This window comes from Caldanaerobacter subterraneus, from assembly GCF_004345675.1.
Taxonomy (GTDB): Bacteria; Bacillota; Thermoanaerobacteria; order Thermoanaerobacterales; family Thermoanaerobacteraceae; genus Thermoanaerobacter; species Thermoanaerobacter subterraneus.
Map to the genome: position 1 here is coordinate 1 of NZ_SLWU01000002.1, position 21,684 is coordinate 21,684.

Here is a 21,684-nt window from a genome sequence, read left to right on the forward strand (position 1 = left end):
TGCTAGAACCTCTGGATGGAACAAGTTTTAGTGCCTATGATTTCTGGCGAGTTCTCAAGGTAGCGGTGGTGACTCCACTCTCTCCTGAGAAGGTAAAAAGAGACTTCTCTGTCCTGAAGGAGTTACTAATTCAGGGCAAGTGGGGAGGCCCGTAAGGGCGCGAGTTCCTGCTTCTTGGGGCAGGGGCTATGGCTTTCCCAAATACCGCCTGCTGGGGATGGGGAAAGCCTGAAGGGCGGACTACAAATACCCCAGCTATCTAAACTGTGCATTTTTGTACAGTTTGGGTAACCAGGTATAGTGGTTACCTCAAAAATTCTGGAATTGGTGTTAAAGCAGGGAGCTCGCTTGGCTGAGCCAGGGGAGTTTACTAAGAGGGCTTTTTTAAATGGAAGAATAGACCTTTCCCAAGCAGAGGCGGTAATTGACATAATTACTGCAAAGACAATGCTGGCAAACAAATACGCCCAAAAGCAATTGTCTGGATACCTAGGACAAAAGATGAGAAAATTAAAGGATAGAATGATGGAATTGCTTGCTCATCTTTTAGCTTTAATCGATTTTCCTGAAGATGATGTGGATAAGCTGGAAAGGTGGCAGATGTTAGAAAGTGCTAAAGAGATATTGAAAGAGATAGAAAAATTAATTGCTTCTGCCGAAAGTGGAAGAATAATAAGAGAAGGGCTTAAAACAGCTATTATTGGCAAGCCTAATGTAGGGAAGTCTTCACTTCTAAATGCCCTTTTAAAAGAAAATAGGGCGATTGTGACAGATATTCCCAGCACTACAAGGGACATCATCGAGGAGTATCTAAATGTGAAGGGGATCCCTATAAGACTAATTGACACAGCGGGGATTAGAGACACTGATGAGTTGGTGGAAAAAATAGGAGTTGAAAGGAGTAAGGAAGTTCTAGGGGCGGCGGATTTAGTTTTATTTGTAATTGATGCCTCTAGAGAACTTTCAAAAGAAGATTATGAGATTTTTGATATTTTGACCGGAAAAATATTATCTTTGTTCTCAATAAGATTGACCTGCCAAAAAAAATTGCTGAAGAAGAATTAAAAAATCTTACCAAAGATGGTATAATAGTAGAGGTTTCTACTGTTAAAAAATTGGGTTGGAAAAATTAGAAGAAACCATTTATAATTTAGTATTTAAAGGAAATGTTACAATAGGGAATGAAGAAATAATTACCAATGCAAGGCATAAAGAGGCTCTCATAAATGCCAAAAAATACATGGAAAGCGTGGTAGAAGCCATTGAAAAAGGCTACAGTGAGGACCTCATCACAATTGATTTAAACAGCGCATTGAATGAAATTGGAAAAATCACCGGTGAGACAGCTACAGAGGATGTAATAGACCAAATCTTTGAGAGATTTTGTGTAGGAAAGTAGGTGGTGTTTATGAGGTTTGTTGCTGGAGAATACGATGTTTGTGTAGTTGGTTTGGGACATGCTGGCAGTGAAGCTGCCTTGGCCTCTGCTAGACTTGGACTTAGTACTGTGGGGTTTGCCACAAATCTGGATGCGATAGCTCTCATGGCCTGTAATCCTTCCATTGGAGGTCCTGCAAAGGCTCAGCTAGTGAGGGAAATTGACGCTTTGGGAGGCCAGATGGCCATAAACACTGACAAGTCTCTTTTGCAGATGAGGACATTAAATACCAGTAAAGGGCCGGCTGTTCGCTCTTTAAGGGCCCAGGTTGACAAAAAGCTTTATCAGATGAATATGAAACACACCCTTGAAAGGCAGGAAAATCTCGATATTAAGCAGGCAGAGATTGTGGACATATTGGTGGAAGACAATAAAGTTACGGGGGTTGTTACAAAATTAGGTGCCATTTACAAATGTAAAGCCTGCATTATAACTACAGGTACTTTCCTAAAAGGAAGAGTGATAATTGGAGAAGTGGACTTTGAAAGTGGTCCCAGCGGTCTTTTCCCGGCAAGCGAGTTATCTGAGGCTTTAAAAAGATTGGGATTTAAATTGATGAGATTTAAGACAGGGACTCCTCCAAGAGTGGACAAGAGAAGTATTGACTTTTCTAAGATGGAAATACAGCCGGGAGATGAGGTTATAACTCCCTTTTCTTTCATGCACGATAAAATAGAAATTGAACAAATGCCCTGCTGGCTCACTTATACCAATGAGAAGACTCACAAAATAATAAGAGATAACATTCACAGAGCTCCTCTTTTTACGGGGGCCATAACGGGAGTTGGAGTCAGGTATTGTCCCTCCATTGAAGATAAAGTTGTGAAGTTTCCTCACAGAGAAAGACATCAGATTTTTATTGAGCCAGAAGGCAGGGATACCTATGAAATGTACGTGCAGGGAATGTCCTCCAGCCTTCCTGAGGATGTCCAGTTAGAATTTTTGAGGACAGTTCCAGGGCTTGAAAATGTGAGGGTAATGAGACCTGCTTATGCCATAGAGTATGACTGCATAGACCCAACTCAATTAAAAGCTACTTTAGAGTCTAAGTGGATAGAGGGCCTTTATTTTGCTGGTCAAGTAAATGGGACATCTGGATATGAAGAGGCGGCGGCTCAAGGGTTGATGGCAGGAATAAACGCTGCCATGAAAATTTTAAACAAACCTCCTGTAGTTTTGGACCGCTCTCAAGCCTATATAGGCATTCTCATTGATGACTTAGTCACAAAAGGTACAAATGAACCCTACAGAATGCTAACCTCAAGGGCAGAATACAGATTGTTATTAAGACAGGACAATGCAGATTTTAGATTGACTGAGATAGGAAAAGAAATAGGGCTTGTGACAGAAGAAAGGTATGAGAAATTTTTGAGGAAGAAAATACAGTTAGAAAAAGAGATGAGAAGGCTTTCCACAGTCATGGTGAGGCCGACAGAAGAAGTCAACAACTTTTTAATTTCCAGAGGAAGCACTCCTTTAGTTTCGGGTGTAGACCTGTACACTTTATTGAAGAGACCCGAAGTTGACTACAAATCTACTAAATTTTTAGATCCAGATAGACCCGATGACATTTTAGATAGCGTTGCAGAGCAAATCGACATAAACATAAAATATGAAGGGTATATTTTGAAGCAGTTGAGACAAGTGGAACAGTTTAAGGCGATGGAGAATAAAAAAATTCCAGAGGACATAGATTACTACCAGATCAGTGGACTCAGCAATGAAGCTAAAGAAAAACTGTCAAAGATAAGACCTACTTCTGTTGGACAGGCATCCCGTATTTCAGGAGTTTCACCTGCAGATATTTCTGTACTTTTAATATATTTACAACAGATGAGAAAAAAGAAGTCCAATGAATCCAGAATCAGTTGAAATGCTATTGAAATGGAATCAAAAGATGAACTTGGCGGCGAGTACTGAGGAAGAGGAGGTTAAAACAGTTGAAATTAATAGCAAAAAATGATATAATTTTAATTAGGTGATGATAAATGTTATTAACTATAAAAAAGGTTAAAGAGCTGTATGATATAAGCAGAATTACATTAATAAACTGGGAAAAGGAAGGATTAATAACCCCAGTTAGAACACCAAAAGGAAGAAGAAGGTACAAAAAAGAAGATATAGAGAAGTTATTAGGCATGCTGGAAGAAAAACCGAAACCTAAAGTAGTTTTGTATGCAAGAGTGTCCACAAAGAAACAGGAAGAATATCTTAAGAATCAAATTAGAAGGCTTGAAGAGTATGCTAATTCTCAAGGGTGGCAGTATGAAGTTATATCCGAAATAGCAAGTGGGGTAAATGAAAACAGGAGAGGTTTATTAAAGCTTCTAAACAAAATCAAAAGAGGGGAAGTTGAAAAAGTTGTAATAGAATATCCTGATAGACTAGCGAGATTTGGCTTTGAATATCTCAAATTTTTCATGGAAAGCTTTGGGGTGGAACTTATAGTTTTAAACGGAAAAGAAAACGAGGAAGATGCAAATAAGGAACTAGCAGAGGACTTAATAGCAATAGTAACATCTTTTGCGGCAAGAATTTACGGACAAAAAGGCGGTAAAAAACATGGTAGTAATACAGGCTGAACTTGTGTTTTTAAGTCAAGAAGACAAACAAATAGTATTAGACTTAATGAGAAGATGGTCTTCATGCATGAGATTTGCATACAAAAGACTTTTAGAAGGTTATGATAGAAACACATTAAAAAGAAACCTTCAAGAAATGTTTGATTTAAACTCGAGATATGTAGATGACGCAATAATGAAAGCAAGAAGCATATTAGAATCTGCCAGTGAATTAGGAAGAAGCCCAAAGAAAGTCATTTTTGGTGGAAAAAAGCTGTTTAAAAAACTCCAAAAACGCCATATAAATGGAAAAGCATATGAAAAATTAAAAATTAGGTGGCAGGAGAAGAGAAAAGGAAACCTTTATTCAAGAGGGGATAAAAGCAAAAAAGGAAATCTCAATACAAGGATGGAAATAAATGAGAATGGCACTTTCTTAAGGATAAATGTAGGAGAAAGAAAATATGTATATGCAAGAATACAGGCAGGATGGAAGAAGAATAAAAACAAGGAAGAGATCCTGCAGGGAATTTCCAAATCGAATATACCATACTCCGTAGAGCTAAAACTTAAAAATGGCAGCATATACGCTTATTTTACTATTGAAGAAGAGTATCCGGAAATAATGATAAAAAAAGACAAAGGAGTTATAGGTATAGACACCAATGCATATCCAGACAACATATCATGGGCAGAGACAGATGAAAAGGGGAATCTAATAAGCTATGGCAGTATACCAATGCCAGAGCTTGCAAGCGGAAATAAAAACAAAAGAGAATATTTCAGATGGCAGTATGCTCATGAAATAGTAAAAATAGCAAAAGAAAAAGGAAAAGCAATTGTAATTGAAGAATTAGAAATAAAAGACAAAGGTAAAAGAGGAGACTTTTCAGGGAGAAAATCAAGAAGGATAAGGCATAACTTTAGCTACAAATCACTTTTAAAAAAGATAAAAGTTTTAGCAAAACGAGAAGGAATAGAAGTTATAGAAGTTAATCCTGCTTATACATCAATAATAGGCATGTTAAAATATGCACCGCAGTACATGATAACAAAAGATGTGGCAGCAGCCTATGTAATAGCTAGAAAAGGATTGGGACTGCAAGAAAAGATACCGGATAATTACATAAAGTTTCTCAACAAATTAACTACAAAAGAATTAGAAGAATTAGAAGACCATGTAGAAAAAACAGTTAAAAATAAGCATTTAAAGAAAAAACATTTAAAGGAGATAAGAAAAGCAATAAAAATGATACAAAGCCTTGAGAGTGAGCCAGGAAGGGTGCTAGAACCTCTGGATGGAACAAGTTTTAGTGCCCATGATTTCTGGCAAGTTCTCAAGGTAGCGGTGGTAACGCCACTCTCCCCTGAGAGGGTATTAAGAGATGTCTCTGCCCTGAAGGGTGTATTACATTCGGGGCAAGTGGGGAGACCCGTAAGGGCGTGAGTTCCTGCTTCTTGGGGCAGGGGCTATGGCTTTCCCAAATACCGCCTGCTGGGGATGGGGAAAGCCTGAAGGGCGGACTACAAATACCCCAGCTGTCTAAACTGTACACTTTTGTACAGTTTAGATAACCAGGTAGTGATAAAACATTTTTTAGGCAGTTTATCTTTGGTAAGATATAATAAGATAAAACGCCAAGAAAAGGTTATAGATACAGGGACAGGAGCTGGATTTCCGGGAATTCCTTTAAAAATAGTTTTTCCTGAAATTAGACTTACTCTCTTCTTGAAGCATCTAAGAAGAAAGTCAATTTTTTGAATGTCGTTTCAAAAACGCTCTTTTTTAAGGATGTTGACATAGTCCATTTGATTGTAGTAAAAAAGTTGATGTTCTGTCTCCAAAGTATTCTCGAAGAGAAAAAGTCATAAGGACAAAGCCTTTGTAGTATGAGCGCTTATTTTTTAAATTTGGTAGGCGCTTTATTTTTTATCTTAAGTCTGATAGTGTAAAATTTCAGTAGGTAACGAAGCAGGAAAATGAGGTATAGATATAAAAAAGACCTCACTGGGGAAAAATTAAAAATCAAAACAAAGGAAAGTGAGGTCGGGGATGAAATAAAAAAGATAATACAGCCAGTGCAACAGGAGAAAAAAGAAAATACAAAGAAGAAGACATAGGAGAGTGGTTAAGAGTTTCATTACCGATACTGGAAGGTCCATTTGTGAGTAAGCCATGGATAAGATGCGTTTTTAAAAGTTATTAGCGGTGAGGTCGGCTACAAAAATTTTTACTTACAAAATCTTGACACGCACTTTTGTATTTGACGCGGCTACAAAATTTTATAAAAATGTGGTAACATTAATTAAAAGATCAAAAAAGAAGAGTTTACGGGGCAGTGATAAAATGGATACAGTAAAGATTTATGCCAATATTATAAAAGAGAATATGGACAGTCCGGAAAAAGTAAATAAGCTGATAAACCTTGGTCTTACCACTGCTTATTATTATGTGAGCTTTTTCAAAGACAGGAGGATTCCCAAATCTCTTCATTACCTAAATAAATACTGTATAAAAAGCATAAAAGACTCTCTAGCAAATCCTCAAAATTCTGCTTGGGTAAACCTCTTTGCACCCTCTGAATTTTTGATTGCCATGGACATAAAACCCTTATTTATTGAAGCATATTCTTCTTTCATGTCAGGCTTCTTCATTGAAGATTATCTTATTGATACTGCCGAATCGAGAGGCATGTCAAATACTTTATGCAGTTACCATAAAACTTTTATAGGAGCCAGTGAGCTTAATATTCTCAAAAAACCTAAATTTATGATGACTACTTCTATGATCTGTGATGCGAATATACCTACTTTCAAGTATCTTTCAAAAAAACACGGGGTTCCACTGTACATTATTGATATTCCCTACAAATATTCTAAAAACGCCGTAATGTATGTAAAAAAACAGCTTTTGGAAGTGGCGGAAAAGCTTGGGGAAATTTTTAATAGAAAGCTTGATATTGATAAATTGAGGGAAGTTGTAAAAACGGAAAATAAAACAAGAGCACTTATGAGAGAATATTTAAATTATGCGGGAGAAAAAAGATTTATACCTACTATGACCTTTGAAATGTATATGCTCTTTGCATCCCATGTATTCATTGGAAGCAAGGAAGTATTACATTTTTATGAGATGTTAGTGGAGGATATAAAAAGAGCTCCTGAAAGAAGTGGAAAAAACATATTTTTTATACACCTTCTTCCTATATTTGAGAAAAATTTTAAAGATTACTTTAACTTCAGCGATAAATTTCACATTGCTGGTAGTGACTTAAATTATGATTTTCTTGATGAAATTGATGAAAACGACCCTTTCAAGGGAATTGCTGAAAAGCTTATCTTAAACTCTTTTAATGGTGAAATAAATAGAAGAGTTGCAAGAATCAAAGAACTGATAGAAAAAATAAAACCGGACGGCATTATACAGTTTTGTCATTTGGGCTGTAAACAGTCGATGGGTGGAACGTTTATAATTAAAAATCTTGCTTCAGAATTGGGTATTCCATTTCTTTATTTAGATGGGGATTGTGTAGACAAAAGAAATAATCAAGAGGGACAGAATAGGACAAGGCTCGAAGCCTTTCTTGAAATGCTTTAGCAATCTTTCTGGAGGTGAAAAATTGATAGGGTACATTTGTAAATACACACCTGTAGAAATAATCGAAGCCTTTGGAGAAGAACCGGTAAGACTTGAGTCAGGATATAAGTCTCATGAGCGTGCTGAAGCACTGATTCATTCAAATATGTGCAGTTTTGCAAAAGGGGTTTTGGAAAATATAATTGAAAATAATATTGAAGAGGTTATATTAACTGCGTGTTGTGATAGTATAAAAAGGCTTTATGATGTATTAAAAGATAAAGTAAAATTTATCCATCTTCTGGACCTGCCTAGAAAAAAAGATCCTCTCGCAATAGATCTTTTTTACAATGAAATAATTGAATTTATAGAAGCGTATCAGGCCTTTAAAAACAAGAATTTTGCTGAAGAGAATTTGCTAAAAATTCTAGAAAGCAAGTCTTTTAATAAAGAAAAACAATCTGCTGAAAGCATTGCTATATTAGGTGCGAGGCTTAAAGATGATGTTATAGAAAAAATCAGAAATTCTTGTACAGCAAAGGTAATAAATTTTACCTGCACAGGTGAAGAAAGAGTATTCAATATCGAAGCAAAAGATAATTTATTAAAAAGCTACGCGGAATCGCTTCTTAATTTAACACCTTGTATGAGAATGGCAGAAGATCGAAGCAAGTTAATCAATAAAGAATTCAAGGGGATAATATACAACACCATAAAGTTCTGTGATTTTTATTCCTATGAGTATGCTGAGCTCAAAAGCAAAGCAGACCTCCCACTTTTAAAAATTGAAACTGACTATAACGATTCAAATAGCGGACAGATTTTAACAAGAATAGATGCTTTTTTGGAATCAACCGGTATTAAAAAGATGGAAAAACAGAAAGCCAAGAAAGGGTATTTTGTAGGAGTGGATAGTGGCTCTACTTCTACAAATGTAGTCATAATCGACGAAAACAAAAACATAATATCATATTCTATTATTCCAACAGGTCCTAAAGCTCTAGAAAGTGCTTTTAAAGCTTTTGAAATTGCTTTAAAAAATGCAGGACTTCAAGAAAAGGATATTACATCAATAGTAGCAACAGGGTATGGAAGAGTAAGCATTCCCTTTGCAGATAGAATTGTAACTGAAATTACCTGTCACGGAAAAGGCGCGTTTTTTATAGACAATACTGTTAGAACTGTTATAGATATAGGCGGACAGGATAGCAAAGTGATAAGGTTAGATGACAGCGGCAATGTCATTGATTTTGTAATGAATGACAAATGTTCAGCAGGGACAGGTCGGTTTCTTGAAGTAATGGCGAGAACATTAGGCATTTCAATAGAAGAAATGGCAAAAGTGCATAAGGAAGTAAAAGAAAATATCACGATTACCAGTATGTGTACTGTATTTGCAGAATCAGAAGTAATATCTCTTATTGCGCAAAATAAGGATCAAAGGGATATAATACATGCCCTCAATAAAGCCGTTGCTTCAAAAGCTATTTCCCTGGTCGACAGAATAGGGAGAAAAGGAAAATACATGATGACAGGGGGCGTTGCCAAAAATCAGGGAGTAGTTTATGCCATCGAAAGCAGGCTGGGCGAAAAACTTATAATTCCATTTGAACCTCAGATTATCGGAGCGCTTGGAGCAGCGCTAATTTCACTTGAAGGTAAATGAGGGTATCACTATAGGCTTTACTCATGTATTTATAGAGATTGAATTTTTAAAATTTGATCAAGTCCAAATTTTTGCGTAGAATCCCTATGGTTAGAATACGAACTTTTAGTTAGGTTTTTGGTTCGTTTCTATTTCTACTCTAACCAGAAGGTGAGGAATGGCTCAACCCCTTTTTACACAATTATATAAACTTAACTGGCTTCTTTTCCAGGGAGACTCATTCTATATTCTACAACAGAAGACTTTTTAAAGTATTTTTGGCATTACTTCCTTAAAAAATTGCCTGAAATTAAAGTGACGCTATAGGGAGGTCAAAACAGTTGAAATTAGTAGTAAAAAATGATATAATTTTAATTGGGTGATGATGAATGTTATTAACTATAAAAAAGGTTAAAGAGCTGTATGATATAAGCAGAATTACATTAATAAACTGGGAAAAGGAAGGATTAATAACCCCAATTAGAACACCAAAAGGAAGAAGAAGGTACAAAAAAGAAGATATAGAGAAGTTATTAGGCATGCTGGAAGAAAAACCAAAACCTAAAGTAGTTTTGTATGCAAGAGTGTCCACAAAGAAACAAGAAGAATATCTTAAGAATCAAATTAGAAGGCTTGAAGAGTATGCTAATTCCCAAGGATGGCAGTATGAAGTCATATCCGAAATAGCAAGCGGAGTAAATGAAAATGGAAGAGGCTTATTAAAGCTTTTGAACAAGATAAAAAGAGGAGAAGTTGAAAAAGTTGTAATAGAATATCCTGATAGACTAGCGAGATTTGGCTTTGAATATCTTAAATTTTTCATGGAAAGCTTTGGGGTAGAGCTTATAGTTTTAAACGGGAAAGAAAACGAAGAAGACGCAAATAAAGAACTGGCAGAAGACTTAATAGCAATAGTAACATCTTTTGCGGCAAGAATTTATGGACAAAAGGGTGGCAAAAAACATGATAGTAATCCAGGCTAAACTCATTTTTCTAAATCAAGAAGACAAACAAACAGTATTAGACTTAATGAGAAGATGGTCTTCTTGTATGAGATTTGCATATAACAGACTTTTAGAAGGAGAAAAAAGAGCAGATTTAAAAAGAAAGTTACCCCAGGTATTCAATTTAAACTCAAGGTATGTAGATGATGCAATAATGAAAGCAAGGAGTACACTGGAATCTGCGAAAGAACTAGGTAAAAGTCCAAGAAAAGTCATTTTTGGCGGAAAAAAACTGTTTAGAAAACTTCAAAAACATCATTTAAATGGTAAAGCATATGAAAAATTAAAAATTAGGTGGCAGGAGAAGAGAAAAGGAAATCTATATTCAAGAGGGGATAAAAGCAAAAAAGGAAATCTCAACACAAGAATAGAAGTAAATGAAAATGGTACTTTCTTAAGGATAAATGTAGGAGAAAGAAAGTATGTATATACAAAGATACAGGCGGGATGGAAGAAGAATAAAAACAGAGGAGAGATGCTTCAAGAAATCTCCAAATCAAATATACCATACTCTGTGGAGCTAAAACTCAAAAATGGCAGCATATACGCCTATTTTGCTATTGAAGAAAAATATCCAGAAATAAAGATAACAAAGGACAAAGGAGTTATAGGTATAGACGCCAATGCATATCCAGACAACATATCATGGGCAGAAACAGATGAAAAGGGGAATCTAATAAGCTATGGGAGTATGCCAATGCCAGAGCTTGCAAGCGGAAATAAAAACAAAAGAGAATATTTCAGATGGCAGTATGCTCATGAAATAGTAAAAATAGCAAAAGAAAAAGGAAAAGCAATTGTAATTGAAGAATTAGAAATAAAAGACAAAGGTAAAAGAGGAGACTTTTCAGGAAGAAAATCAAGAAGAATAAGACACAATTTTAGCTATAAATCACTTTTAAAAAAGATAAAAGTTTTAGCAAAACGAGAAGGGATAGAAGTAATAGAAGTCAATCCTTCTTACACCTCAATAATGGGGATGTTAAAATATGCACCGCAGTACATGATAACAAAAGATGTAGCAGCAGCCTATGTAATAGCAAGAAGAGGATTAGGACTGCAAGAAAAGATACCAGATAATTATATAAAGTTTCTCAACGCATTGACTGTAGATGAATTAGAAGAATTAAAAGAGCTGTAAAGAAAACAGTCAGAAACAAGCAGTTGAAGAAAAAACACTTAAAAGAAATAAATAAAGCAATAGAAATTTTACAAAGCCTTGAGAGCAAGCCAGGAAGGGTGCTAGAACCTCTGGATGGAACAAGTTTTAGTGCCTATGATTTCTGGCGAGTTCTCAAGGTAGCGGTGGTGACTCCACTCTCTCCTGAGAAGGTAAAAAGAGACTTCTCTACCCTGAAAGGATTACTAATTCAGGGTAAGTGGAGAGACCCGTAAGGGCGCAAGTTCCTGCTTCTTGAGGCAGGGGCTATGGCTTTCCCAAATACCGCCTGCTGGGGCTGGGAAAGTCTGAAGGGCGGACTACAAATACCCCAGCTATCTAAACTGTACAGTTTTGTACAGTTTGGGTAACCAGGGTATGAGAAAAGTAGTAAGCTTGTTCTTAATAATACTTTTTTCTACACTTGCTTTAATTAATCCTATCTATGCCACTGAAAGAGAAATAGTAACTTTAGGTTCAGATCTTACGCCTTCTCAACAACAGGAAATGTTAAAATATTTTGGTGTTGAGGGCAAGCAAGTAAAAATTATAAAAGTCACAAATGAAGAGGAGAGGAAATATTTAGAAGGTTTAGTGCCAGGTAGGGAAATAGGGACTCGTGCTATTTCTTCTGCTTATTTGCAGCTATTACCGGAAGGGGAAGGAATTTTAGTTGATACCCACAACATAACATGGGTTTCTAAAGAAATGTACGCAAATGCAATGATAACTGCAGGAATTAAAGATGCAAGGGTTGTGGTAGCTGCTCCTTTTAAGGTATCAGGAACCGCAGCCCTTACCGGAATAATGAAAGCATTTGAGGAAGCCACAGGTAAAAAGTTAAGTGAAGAGGCGAAAAAGACTGCTAATGAGGAGTTAGTGATTACGGGTAAATTAGCAGAAAAAGTGGGTGAAGAGAAGGCAGCTGAACTTCTTGAAAAAGTGAAAAAAGAAGTAATTGAGAAGAGGTTGACGAATGAAAATGAAATTGCCAATGTGATAAAGGAAGTTGCCAGTAAGCTCAATATTAACCTAACAGAAGACCAAATATCTCAAATTGTTCAGCTTATGAAAAAAATAAATCAGCTTAATTTAGATATTGAAACAGTAAAAAAGCAATTAGAAAAAATCGGTGCAGATGTGGAGAAGATAAAAAAAACAGTTGAAGAAAATAAAGGCATATTACAAAAGATTTTAAAGGCTATTCAGGGTTTTTTGGATTGGCTCTTTTCACTATTTAGGTAAAGGGAAGTTAAACTGTATTGAGGTGAAATAATGAAATATCTTATGTTTCCTTTCCCTATTTTTTATTTTTTAGCTTTTTAATATATTTTTCACCTCTTAGAATTAAGCTTGAAACCAAAAAAGATGAAGAAGTTATTTCCCTGAAAATAAAAACTAATATATTTTTTGTAAAATTGCTGAACTTTAAATTGTAAGTGGATTCAGAAGCTAAAAAGATTTGGATAAAGGTTTTAAGGATAAATTTTGCCAGAAGTGAAGGATAGAAAAGAGAGAGAGTCTCTACAAAAAAGCCTAGACTTCCACTGTTTGATGTAAGAAAAGTGGATTTTTTTGAAATTTTAAGAGTTTTGAAAGATATGCTTAAAGGCACTGTGGTTTATAGATTATACTTAAATATAAAAATTGGCTTAGAGAATACAGCGTGTACTGCTATTTTGACTGGATCTTTATGGGGATGGCAATACAGCCCTTACGTCCATATACAATAGTGCAAATTTTGTTACTGTTCCGCAAGTTTATATTACCCCTTGTTATGGGGAAAGCAAAATAAATGTAAGATAGTGTAAAATTTCAGCAGTAACAAAGCAGGAAAATGAGGTATAGATGATGTTGAAAAAAGACCTCACCGGGGAAAAATCAAAAATCAAAACATAGAAAAGGTGAGGTCTAATATGTTATTAGATGTTCGACACAAGTGGGTATAATCCTGCTTTTTGTTCAAGGCTTAATGAAAATAATAAGGGAGAGTAAAGATGTTTATGAATTGGAGAGAAGGATACATGAACTTACACAAAAAGTATCAAGACAACTTCTTGAGTGGGCAGCAGAGGAGATGGATAAAAAGTTGATGGAGGACCGAGGCAAAAGAGTGTGGGAAGTAGTGGGATTTAGAGCAAAGCAGAAGGAAAAAAGAAAGTACACGGAAGAAGACATAGAAGAATGGTTAAAAGTTTCGTTACCGATACTGGAAGGCCCATTTGCGAGCAAGTCATGGATAAAATACGTTTTAAAGGTTATTAGCGGTGAGGTCGGCTATAAAAATTTTACCTCATAAAATCTTGATACGGACTTTAAAACATCTTTTATTGCATGGATAAGTAAATGTATAGTATAATGAAGGCAAGAGACGGAAAAATTTTCTCTGGGAGAATACAAAATACAAAAAACATTAAAATATAAAATGGCGTGATATTATTATTCCAAAGAAAGGAGGTTTTTAATTGATCATCGGCCTTGATATGGGAGGAACTAATATAGACGGAGTTATCGTAGAAAAAGGCAAGATTATAAAAACCATAAAAAAACCTACAAATAGAGAGAATTTATTTAACTCCATCTGGACTGCCCTTAAAGAACTGCTTTCAGGATATGATAACACTAAAATAGAAAGGATAAATTTAAGCACCACTGTATCTACCAACGCCATAGTTGAAAATAAACTTTCTCCTGTAGGAATGATTATTCAACCTGGTCCAGGTTTGCCTTATGATTTTTTAGCCTGCGGTGATGAAAACGTATTTATATCTGGATATATTGATCACAGAGGTGAAATAATTAAAGATTTTAATTTGTTTGAAATAGAAAATGCCATTAAATTATTCAAAGAAAAAAATATTAAAGCTTATGCTGTAGTCACTAAATTTTCTATTAGAAATCCTAGCATTGAAATAAAAATAAAAGAAATTTTGGAAAATGAAATACCCAACTCTTTTGTTACCATGGGACATACTATATCAGGCAAGTTAAATTTCCCTCGCAGAGTGTATACTTCTTATTTAAATTCAGCAGTGCACAGTATTTTTAATGAATTTTTAAATAATATTAAAAAATCCCTAGAAAAAGAAGGAATAAATGCACCAGTATTTATATTAAAAGCCGACGGCGGCACTATGAATATCTCTACAGCAGAGAAAAAACCAGTAGAAACTATCCTATCTGGTCCTGCTGCCAGCCTTATGGGAATTAATGCTATGCTTCCTACCAATGAAGATGCAATATTACTAGATATTGGAGGTACTACTACAGACATATTTTTCCTTGCCGATGGAGTTCCTTTATTTGAACCGTGGGGAATAAGAATAGGTAAATATAAAACTTTAATAAGAGCAATTTATAGTGTTTCCATAGGTTTAGGTGGAGATAGTAGTATTTGTGTTAGAAATGGCAGGATAAAAATAGGCCCCCAAAGAGAAGGAGTGCCTTACGCTTTTGGTGGTCCCAAACCTACTCCTACAGATGCCATGATAACCTTAGAGTTGATAGATGAAAATGCATTTCGCCTCACTCACGATAATGTTAAAAAAGCTTATGAAGCAATGACTTTATTGGGAAGAGAGTTAAATTTATCAGCAAAAGATATGGCAAAATTAATTCTCAGCACTATGGGAGATATTATTAAAAATAAAGTAGATGAACTTTTACATGAAATAAATAGCCGTCCCGTTTATACTGTAAAAGAATTATTGTACGGGAAAAAAATTAAACCTAAGCTGATAAATATAATTGGTGGTCCTTCTAAAGTATTAGCCCCTGTACTTGAAGAAAAGTTTAATTTACCTTGCTATTACCCTAAAAACTATTCTGTAGCCAACGCTATAGGTGCAGCTTTAGCACGACCAACTACCGAAATTACAATGTTCGTTGATACTTCTAAAAAAACACTTTCTGTACCTGAATTAGGATTATATGAAAAAATAAGTGGAAATTATACTCTTGATAAAGCAAAAGAAAAAGCTTTAGAATTAGTCAAAAAATCTGCTCTATCTCTGGGCGCTTCTATTGAGGAAATAGAAGCTGAAATAGTAGAAGAAAGTAGCTTCAATATGGTAAGAGGATTTTATACTATCGGAAAGAACATGCGAATTAAAGCTCAGGTAAAACCAGGACTTATCCAATAAATTGAGAGGTGAATGAGAATGATTAAAGCTAAAAATAGATTGGGCATTGTATTCTTTCCTGCTTTTGACTGGGCTATTAGTCCTACTCATCCAGAAAGAGAAGAAAGACTCCTTTATACTCAAGATCAAATTTTTGAAGAAGGAATTGAAGACATTGAAGGAGTTAAATTTTATAATCCAATTATTGCTGAAGAAAAAGATATTAACAGAGTACATTTTGTAGTGCCAGATGTAAAATCTGTAGTTACTCAATCTCACCTCATATCCGCCGGTGGAGCTATTAAAGCCCTTCAAGCAGTGATGGAAAAAGAAGTAGATAAAGCCTTTGCTTTAGTTCGTCCCCCAGGGCATCATGCTCAGAGAGTAGTTTATGGAGACAGAGGTTTTTGTATAATCAATGTGGAAGCAGTAATGCTAGAAAGAATAAGGCAAGAATATGGAAATTTAAGAGTCGCCATTGTAGATACAGACTGTCACCACGGTGATGGCACTCAAGATATCTATTGGAACGACAAAGATACTTTGTTTATTTCTCTCCATCAAGACGGAAGAACTCTCTATCCTGGAACAGGATTTATAGAAGAATTTGGAGGCCCAGCTGCTTATGGGTACAATATAAATATCCCCTTACCTCCTGGAACAGGAGAAGAAGGTTTTCTATACGTATTAGATAATGTGGTAATACCTATTTTAGAGGAATATAAACCTGATATAATAATAAACTCTGCTGGCCAAGACAACCATTATACAGACCCGCTTACCAATATGAACTTTACAGCTCAAGGATATGCAAAATTAAACGAACGACTAAATCCTGATGTTGCAGTTCTTGAAGGAGGCTATTCTATTGAAGGAGCTTTGCCTTATGTTAATTTGGGAATAATATTAGCTATGGCAGGTATTGACTACTCTAGAGTGCGTGAACCAGATTATGATGAAGAGAAATTAAAACAGCCAAAAGATATTACAGAATATATCAAAAAATTGTCAGAAATAGTATATAACCGCTGGAAAAATAAAGATGACTTGCGATTAAAAGAATTTAAAGATGTGAATTATGTAAAAAGACCTAGACGAGTGTATTATGATACAGATGGTATATTAGAAACACAAGTTCAAAATTTTAAAATATGTAACAAGTGCTCTGGAGTAAATACAATTGAGTCAAAAAGTGATAGAGGATATCATATATTTGCTATAACTATTCCTAGAGATGCCTGCCCTAATTGTATTGATGAAGGATACAAACTGTATAAAAATGCTTCTTCTCATTATACAAATGTGTATTTACAAGATAGAGTAAATGACGAATATTATTCTAAATAAAAACACTATCTGGTGTTAGTATATTATTGTAATAATAAGTCTCAAAAAAGTTCAAAGACTAAAAAAATCAATAAAAGCGCTAAAAATTAACTCAAAAAGCGCCCAAGGAGATTATGGGCGCTTTTTTCAAGATTTTACTAATCCTTTTATCAACCTTATGACAGGATTTAGCTTTTTCTTTTCTCCGATGTATTCAAAAAATTCTTTTTCGTTTAGTATAAGGATATGGCTGGATTCGTTTATGCAGCCGGGGCCCAGCATATTTAGAGCGAAGTCTTTTTCTTTAGGATCTTTGAAAAGCTCGTTTATTTCTACGTAGATTGTGCCATCAGGCCTTATTTGAAAGAGTTCTTTGTGATGTTTATATTTTTCCTGCCACCATCTTTTTCCTCTCTCTTCGTAGTCGTTAAAAGGCTTTTTGGGGAACCATTCGGGGAGGTCCATTTTGCATTCTCTGTAGTATTCTTCAAAAATTTTTCTAGCCGCGTATAGGTAATCATTTCGCAAATACAGAGGTTCTCCCTCTCGTATTAGTTCTCCCATTCTATAAGTAAAATCTTTGAAAAGGGTACTATTTATTCCTCTTCTAATTTTAGTGAGATGCTCCTGTGATTCTAAATTGTATCTTTTGTCAAACTCGCTATCTATCTGCAAATAGTAAATTCTTCTTAAGATTTGCTGGGGTACATTGAATTCGTTCATATTAGTAGTGCAGATCATTACAGGATGCTTGCCTTTCGCATTGTTACTTACATTTTTTATGATATTTTCACCAGTTCTACCTGTAAAAAAGGAAATTGGCATTTCATCAACTAAAATTGGGGCCAGATATTCACTGCCAAAAAATCCTTCTAAAAGTTCTCTGTCTGCTACATTTCCTTTTCTTATGGTGTCGTATGAGATGAAATAGGGTGGGTAGTTTCCTAAAAGCATTCCTATTATTTCTAAGGCAGTGGTTTTTCCAGAATAAGCCCTTCCTCCGAGGACTAAGAAAATAGGCACATTGGCTCTGTAACTCTCTCCTCCATATTGTATAACTAAATCTTCTCTAATCTTCCACAAATAGACAGACATAAAGGCGTAAAGTATAGCTTCCATAACTTTCCCCAGGTGTTTATCTTCTTTTGTAACGGTGAATTTTCTATAAGCTTCAACAAATTCTGTTATTAAAGAAATGTGAGTTTTGATTTCGTCTTTTTCAGCTTTTTGGGAAAATTCTGCTGTTTTATTGTCTTCTGATACAATATAGATTAGGTCATTTTTGTCCCAATATATTAACTTTTGGCAAACTTGCAATTGGTCTTCTTTTAGTGAGTTTGACACCAGAGTATCTACTACTATATTCATTTTTCTTATCTCTTGAGGGGGTTTAAGTCTATAGACTTTTCCATCTTTTTTTGTGATTGCGGCGATGATTTGGGTCTTTTGCCTTACTTCATTTGCCTGAAGTTCAGCTTGATACTGGATATTCTGAGGGGATGCCTTCCATTCTTCAAAAATTTCTTGAGAAAGAGGAACGATGTGGTAAAGGTTTCTTGCGATTTCATTGGTAACTATATTTGCTTTTTCTTCTTTATCCAATACAATTGTTTGGGCTTTTTCCTGCTTTATCTTTTTCTTTATCTCCTCTGGTACAAAGTCAAAGCTATTTGAAAAAAGCTTCTTAAACCACTCTAAATATATTTTAAAAATCTCAGGCTGGTTATCAAATATTGCTATGTTTTCATACTGTTTTTCTCCACTAAAGGCTCTTTCAGTGAGATTGGCAGATCCTATTATCACGCGAGTATTGCCAGTATCAGGATTTTCTAAAAGATAAAGCTTTGTATGTATTGGCAAATTAGTATTGCAATACCTTATTTTTACTTTATCTTCCGAGACTTTGGTTTGCAACTCAGCATCAAATTCTTTGATGAAGTCAATTCTTTTATTTACATCTATTAAAAGGGAATAAACGCTGTTAAAATTTATTGCCTGTTCTGCTGAATCAATGCCGAGTATAAATTCTACTTCTTCAAATCCTTTTACAACTTTAGCGAAGAACTTGGGGGAGGAAACGTATGAAATTGCCATAAACTTTTTAAATCTATGGGAATCAAAAATTTCCTCAATCGATAGATTTGCTTGTTCACCGTTGAGCACTATAAAAAGGGTGCTTTCCTTTCCCTTTACGGAGCCTATATCTAAAGTCATCTGTTCTGCCATTAAGATACCCCCTAACCTTTGCTTCACAGTCTATTTTATCATAATTTTGAGATAATTGCTCAATTTTTTAAAAAATATTTGGAAATTCTACAAGAAAAGAAGGATTTAGGCTTTTGTTGTAGAATTATTAAAATACAGAAGAAAAATGTCGAATATTCTAATCGAAGAGTTCATTAAAGAGAGGAGAAATTGTGATGGAAAAGAAAAAAGTAGCAGTTTTCTTGCTCTCTTCCTCCTTGGTATTATCTATGGCTAATAATGCTTATGCTGCTACAATACTGAAGTATGGGATGAGATCTCCTGAGGTGAGAAAGCTTCAGGAAAATTTGAATAGACTGGGATACTTCGTAACTTCTACTCCTACAGACTATTTTGGACCGGCTACTTTAAATGCTCTTATAAAATTCCAGAAGGATTCTAATTTGGTGCCTGATGGAATATACGGACCTTCTACAGAGAAAGTTCTTTTGGAAAAACTGAATGCTTTTTCTGGTAAAAATGTAAGTAGTCCTCCTCAAACTTCTAATACATCTAATTCATCAGCTACTCAAACAGTCGCACAAGCTACATTTTCAAGGACATTGAGATATGGGATGCAGGGAGAGGATGTAAAGTTTCTGCAGAGTATTTTAAACAAGCTGGGCTTTGATGTAGGGACACCTGATGGCATATTTGGTTTTAAGACTCAAAATGCTGTGGTGCAATTTCAGAAGGCGAATGGATTAGTGGCAGATGGAATTGTAGGGCCCGCAACTCAAAAAGTGTTATTGCAAAAAGTTAATGCCCCTTCTCCTTCAAGAGGAGATGAAAAAAGGGAAGAGGTTCAGACGACATTGCCCTCTAGCTCTAATGGAAGTGGAAAAGGTATTTCTAATGGAGATGGAAATGCTATTTTCAATAAGGTATTGAAATACGGAATGATAGGAGAAGAAGTGAAGCTTTTACAGCAGTATCTGAATAAATTGGGATTTGATGCTGGTGTCCCTGATGGAATATTTGGTGGAAAGACGAGACAGGCAGTTATAAATTTTCAGAAGTCAGCAAATCTTGAGGCAGACGGGATAGTAGGTCCTATGACATGGCAGGCACTTATTTCGAGGTTGAATGTGACACTTCCTTCCAGAGGAGATGTAAATAGAGATAATCCCCAAAATCAAAAAGAAGACCAGATACAATTTCCTACTCCTTTTACAAGGGAATTAAAGGGAGGACTCCAGGGAGATGATGTGAAGCTATTGCAAGGAATGCTTTCAGAACTTAAATATTATGATGGAGATGTAACTGGTACATATGACGATGTCACTTCAAATGCAGTAAGATCTTTCCAACAGTATTATTCTTTAAATCCTACGGGAATTGCGGATGTCGACACGTTAAAAAAACTGTTAGAAGTGGATGCGCAAGTGAAGGCGGTCAAGGGATTTTATGTTCAAGGGAAAGGCGGATATGGCCACGGTGTTGGAATGACGCAGTTTGGCGCAAAGGGGATGGCAGAACAGGGATTTAAGTATGACGAGATAATAAAATACTATTACACAGGAGTGGATATAAATAAGGTAGACACTTCCAATGTCAATGTGAAAGTAAAAATTAGCTTGGATGTTACAAGTCAGGATATAAAGATTACAAGCAGTCAGCCATACAATGTCATATACAAAGTAAAGGACGATAGCACAGGTCAGATAATTGAAAAACAGGAGACTTTTTTGCCTGATTCTGTAACTTCTATAAATTACCTAGATGGCAATATTTTAATTGCAAATTCACAATCTCCTGAAATAAGAACTTCAGTAGATATGGTCAAAATTGTACCTACTAACGATGGGGTGCTATTTTACGTTAACAAGGCAAGGCCTTATGAGGGAGAATTTAGGATATATCCAAATCCAAACTCTATCCCTTCTGGTTTGGACTTAATAAATGTGCTTCCGATTGAGGAGTATTTGAGGGGAGTAGTGCCAGCAGAGATGTCGCCTTCTTGGCCTGAAGAGGCGTTAAAAGCTCAAATTCTTGCAGCTAGAACTTATGCCTTAGTGAGGATAAAAGATGAGAATATTTTTGACGTTTACGACACAACTCTTTCGCAAGTTTACAAGGGTATTTCTATTGCTGACCCCAAGATTGACCAGCTGATTGAGTCTACAAAAGGGGAGGTAGTTACATACGGCGGAAAATTGGCGGATACTGTTTACAGCGCTTCTGCAGGGGGCTATACAGTAGATTCATTTTTTGCCTGGAAAAAAGATGTTCCGTATTTGAAGGGCAAACCTGACCCTTATGATACTTCTAAATACGCTACTTATTGGTGGAATGTGAGCATTTCTAGAAGTCAAATAGAAAAAGCATATCCTCAAATTGGCGCTGTTTTAAATGTTGAGATTACTAAGAAGATGTTTGACAGACCTGTGGAGATTAAAATCACAGGGACCAAAGGAATTATCACGGTAGGAAATGATGATTTTAGGAAGGCTATTGAAGATGCAGCAGGGCAGAAGCTTTTTGCTTCAGAGTATTTTGATATTGTGATTCAGAATTAAGTCAAGGAGCCTCCGAAGAGGAGGTTTTTTATATAAGTTGCTTTTTTGCAAAAGATAGAATATATTATAATTACAAAACTTTGGGTTGGT

General features: G+C 35.5%; 11 protein-coding genes and 8 pseudogenes. 18 read left to right on the plus strand and 1 reads right to left on the minus strand.

All coding sequences use genetic code 11. The annotated features are described in order from the left end of the window. From EV203_RS00730 to EV203_RS00805, 15 genes and pseudogenes are all read left to right on the plus strand, one after another. Window positions 1-155, plus strand: a pseudogene (locus EV203_RS00730) (IS200/IS605 family accessory protein TnpB-related protein); the annotation flags it as partial. Between the two features lie 139 nt (window positions 156-294). After that, a pseudogene (gene mnmE, locus EV203_RS00735) lies at window positions 295-1,399 on the plus strand (tRNA uridine-5-carboxymethylaminomethyl(34) synthesis GTPase MnmE); the annotation flags it as partial. A gap of 9 nt (window positions 1,400-1,408) precedes the next feature. Then, complete coding sequence (gene mnmG / locus EV203_RS00740; protein WP_011025458.1) at window positions 1,409-3,310, plus strand: tRNA uridine-5-carboxymethylaminomethyl(34) synthesis enzyme MnmG; 1,902 nt, start codon at window positions 1,409-1,411, stop codon at window positions 3,308-3,310. A gap of 116 nt (window positions 3,311-3,426) precedes the next feature. Further along, window positions 3,427-4,020, plus strand: a complete 594-nt coding sequence (locus EV203_RS00745) for an IS607 family transposase (protein ID WP_011025462.1) — start codon at window positions 3,427-3,429, stop codon at window positions 4,018-4,020. Next, window positions 4,001-5,438 (plus strand): annotated as a pseudogene (locus tag EV203_RS00750) (IS200/IS605 family accessory protein TnpB-related protein). Before EV203_RS00745 ends, EV203_RS00750 begins: the two are co-directional and overlap by 20 nt. 131 nt (window positions 5,439-5,569) lie before the next feature. Then, window positions 5,570-5,808: pseudogene (locus EV203_RS00755) on the plus strand (RsmG family class I SAM-dependent methyltransferase); the annotation flags it as partial. A 171-nt stretch (window positions 5,809-5,979) separates the two neighbouring features. Next, window positions 5,980-6,120: a hypothetical protein gene (locus tag EV203_RS13650; protein ID WP_022587753.1), complete on the plus strand. Its 141-nt coding sequence runs from the start codon at window positions 5,980-5,982 to the stop codon at window positions 6,118-6,120. A 226-nt stretch (window positions 6,121-6,346) separates the two neighbouring features. Next, window positions 6,347-7,597, plus strand: a complete 1,251-nt coding sequence (locus EV203_RS00765; RefSeq protein ID WP_132038877.1) for a 2-hydroxyacyl-CoA dehydratase subunit D — start codon at window positions 6,347-6,349, stop codon at window positions 7,595-7,597. Window positions 7,598-7,619: 22 nt separating this feature from the next. After that, entirely contained in the window at window positions 7,620-9,242 is a 1,623-nt protein-coding gene (locus tag EV203_RS00770; RefSeq protein WP_132038878.1) for an acyl-CoA dehydratase activase, read from the plus strand. Between the two features lie 368 nt (window positions 9,243-9,610). Next, complete coding sequence (locus tag EV203_RS00780; protein ID WP_132038879.1) at window positions 9,611-10,204, plus strand: IS607 family transposase; 594 nt, start codon at window positions 9,611-9,613, stop codon at window positions 10,202-10,204. Further along, window positions 10,185-11,620 (plus strand): annotated as a pseudogene (locus EV203_RS00785) (IS200/IS605 family accessory protein TnpB-related protein). The gene EV203_RS00780 and the pseudogene EV203_RS00785 overlap by 20 nt, the downstream one beginning before the upstream one ends. 142 nt (window positions 11,621-11,762) lie before the next feature. Then, complete coding sequence (locus EV203_RS00790) at window positions 11,763-12,629, plus strand: DUF1002 domain-containing protein (protein WP_132038880.1); 867 nt, start codon at window positions 11,763-11,765, stop codon at window positions 12,627-12,629. A 727-nt stretch (window positions 12,630-13,356) separates the two neighbouring features. Further along, complete coding sequence (locus EV203_RS13655) at window positions 13,357-13,683, plus strand: UPF0236 family protein (protein WP_243700546.1); 327 nt, start codon at window positions 13,357-13,359, stop codon at window positions 13,681-13,683. Window positions 13,684-13,867: 184 nt separating this feature from the next. After that, a complete protein-coding gene (locus EV203_RS00800) occupies window positions 13,868-15,526 on the plus strand; it encodes a hydantoinase/oxoprolinase family protein (RefSeq protein WP_243700548.1) in 1,659 nt (552 codons plus the stop codon). Between the two features lie 18 nt (window positions 15,527-15,544). After that, entirely contained in the window at window positions 15,545-16,852 is a 1,308-nt protein-coding gene (locus EV203_RS00805) for a histone deacetylase family protein (protein WP_132038882.1), read from the plus strand. Between the two features lie 126 nt (window positions 16,853-16,978). Here EV203_RS00805 and EV203_RS00810 read toward each other — a convergent pair whose 3' ends face one another. Next, a complete protein-coding gene (locus EV203_RS00810; protein WP_132038883.1) occupies window positions 16,979-19,057 on the minus strand; it encodes a phospholipase D-like domain-containing protein in 2,079 nt (692 codons plus the stop codon). Window positions 19,058-19,347: 290 nt separating this feature from the next. Here EV203_RS00810 and EV203_RS14390 point away from each other — a divergent pair. The 3 pseudogenes from EV203_RS14390 to EV203_RS14400 form a co-directional block, all read left to right on the plus strand. Then, window positions 19,348-20,430: pseudogene (locus EV203_RS14390) on the plus strand (peptidoglycan-binding domain-containing protein); the annotation flags it as partial. A gap of 69 nt (window positions 20,431-20,499) precedes the next feature. Continuing rightward, window positions 20,500-20,619: pseudogene (locus tag EV203_RS14395) on the plus strand (stage II sporulation protein D); the annotation flags it as partial. A gap of 354 nt (window positions 20,620-20,973) precedes the next feature. Next, a pseudogene (locus tag EV203_RS14400) lies at window positions 20,974-21,594 on the plus strand (SpoIID/LytB domain-containing protein); the annotation flags it as partial. Window positions 21,595-21,684 lie beyond the last annotated feature (90 nt).

Coding starts and splice junctions, on each gene's coding strand:
- mnmG (WP_011025458.1), top strand. CDS start 1,409: ATGAGGTTTGTTGCTGGAGAATACGATGTTTGTGTAGTTGGTTTGGGA.
- EV203_RS00745 (WP_011025462.1), top strand. CDS start 3,427: ATGTTATTAACTATAAAAAAGGTTAAAGAGCTGTATGATATAAGCAGA.
- EV203_RS13650 (WP_022587753.1), top strand. CDS start 5,980: ATGAGGTATAGATATAAAAAAGACCTCACTGGGGAAAAATTAAAAATC.
- EV203_RS00765 (WP_132038877.1), top strand. CDS start 6,347: ATGGATACAGTAAAGATTTATGCCAATATTATAAAAGAGAATATGGAC.
- EV203_RS00780 (WP_132038879.1), top strand. CDS start 9,611: ATGTTATTAACTATAAAAAAGGTTAAAGAGCTGTATGATATAAGCAGA.
- EV203_RS00790 (WP_132038880.1), top strand. CDS start 11,763: ATGAGAAAAGTAGTAAGCTTGTTCTTAATAATACTTTTTTCTACACTT.
- EV203_RS13655 (WP_243700546.1), top strand. CDS start 13,357: ATGAAAATAATAAGGGAGAGTAAAGATGTTTATGAATTGGAGAGAAGG.
- EV203_RS00800 (WP_243700548.1), top strand. CDS start 13,868: ATGGGAGGAACTAATATAGACGGAGTTATCGTAGAAAAAGGCAAGATT.
- EV203_RS00805 (WP_132038882.1), top strand. CDS start 15,545: ATGATTAAAGCTAAAAATAGATTGGGCATTGTATTCTTTCCTGCTTTT.
- EV203_RS00810 (WP_132038883.1), bottom strand. CDS start 19,057: ATGGCAGAACAGATGACTTTAGATATAGGCTCCGTAAAGGGAAAGGAA.